Origin of the sequence: Okeania sp. SIO2B9, from assembly GCF_010672505.1 — a bacterium.
Taxonomy (GTDB): Bacteria; Cyanobacteriota; Cyanobacteriia; order Cyanobacteriales; family Microcoleaceae; genus Okeania; species Okeania hirsuta.
In genome coordinates, this window is the sequence record NZ_JAAHGK010001645.1 from 1 (window position 1) to 1,368 (window position 1,368).

A 1,368-nucleotide genomic window follows, 5' to 3' on the forward strand; every position below is an offset into this window, starting at 1 on the left:
TCTTTTTGAGCATGAAGAGCTGAAAAAGTTAGCATTTTTAGCAAGAGTTGGGCAAAAAAATTCTCCCCTACTCCCCTACTCCCCTACTCCTTAAAAAAGACTTTTTCAGCAAACCCTAATTAGAGGAGTCAGGAGTCAGCAGGAAAGAAGGAACAGGAGAATATGGAAGTCAAAAGTCAAAAGTCAAAAGTTAAAACTTAAAAGTTAGTTATCAGTTCAAAACTTTGATGCTACAGTAATTTATGAAATTCAAAAGTCAAAAGTCAAAAGTTAAAACTCAGACAACGGAAATTTCTTCCTTTTCCCTTCTTCTTTAGTCTTGTAAAACTCAGACAAGGGAATATTTTTCCCTCTTTTTTCTTCCTTTCTTCTTCCTTCTTCTTTAGTCCTGTAAAACTCAGACAACGGAAATTTTTTCCTTCTTTCTTCTTCCTTCTTCCTTCCGATCATGCTCTTTGAATTTAGTTACTCTCCAACTCCAGAAATATTAGATTGGTTAGCATTAGGGCGATTAGGAGATAGATTAAATCGCTCTATTAGATTGTGGGTTTTATTAAAATATTTTTATGGAAAACCAAATAATTTACCAGCGGAATTACCAAAATATTTTACTTATATAGATTTCCGCAAATATTTTTTTTCGCCAGAACATCAATTGAGCGATCACTTAACTACAGAACAAATAAAAACAGAATGTCGAGACAAAAATTGTATTTGTAAAAAGTAAGTAAAAGAATTAGTTAAAACTGCAATTTTTCCCCAATCAATTAAAGAATGGGAGCAAAAAATTACAGATAAAATGGGTGGGGAAGTTATCAAAATACAACAACGTCCTTTTGCTACAGTACACCGTACAATTAGAGATGATTTAAAGTATTTAGCTAAATTAGGATGGCTGAAAAAATCTCAAGCAGGAGAATATTACTGTCTACAGCAAAAAGACTGGCCTCAACCTCCGGTATTTGAAACAGAAAGATGGAATATTTCAGAATTATCCTCTAGTCAAACTTGGCAATTATTAAAGATTTTAGAGTCAGTTTCATTTGTACAACCAAACTTGGAATTAGTCGTCGAATCTTTGTGGGAAAAAATAACTCAACAACAATCAATACCAAATTATAATAATCAACAACAACGCCGAATTTTTATACATTTAGATTACATTTTATCAGATGAAAATCAAGAACGGGTTGATAATTGTCAGCAACAAATTGAGGATTTATGGCATCAATCATTGGGTAGAGTAATCAAGTTTAAATATTGGATAGCTTCTACTGAAAAACAAGTAGAAATAATAGTTTATCTAGTTTGTCTACACTATGCACGTCGGGCTAAATATTTAACTGCTTTTGGCACAGACCCTTTTGG

General features: G+C 32.6%; 2 protein-coding genes. Both read left to right on the plus strand.

Annotated elements, in window-relative coordinates; genetic code table 11:
• Window positions 1–448 precede the first annotated feature (448 nt).
• Window positions 449–727 (plus strand): hypothetical protein, encoded by a 279-nt coding sequence (locus F6K13_RS33365; RefSeq protein ID WP_205127498.1) that lies wholly within the window; start codon window positions 449–451, stop codon window positions 725–727.
• 72 nt (window positions 728–799) lie between these two features.
• Window positions 800–1,368: TIGR03985 family CRISPR-associated protein (locus F6K13_RS33370; RefSeq protein ID WP_287289959.1), on the plus strand; the 569-nt coding region annotated here is incomplete at its 3' end.

Coding starts and splice junctions, on each gene's coding strand:
- F6K13_RS33365 (WP_205127498.1), top strand. CDS start 449: ATGCTCTTTGAATTTAGTTACTCTCCAACTCCAGAAATATTAGATTGG.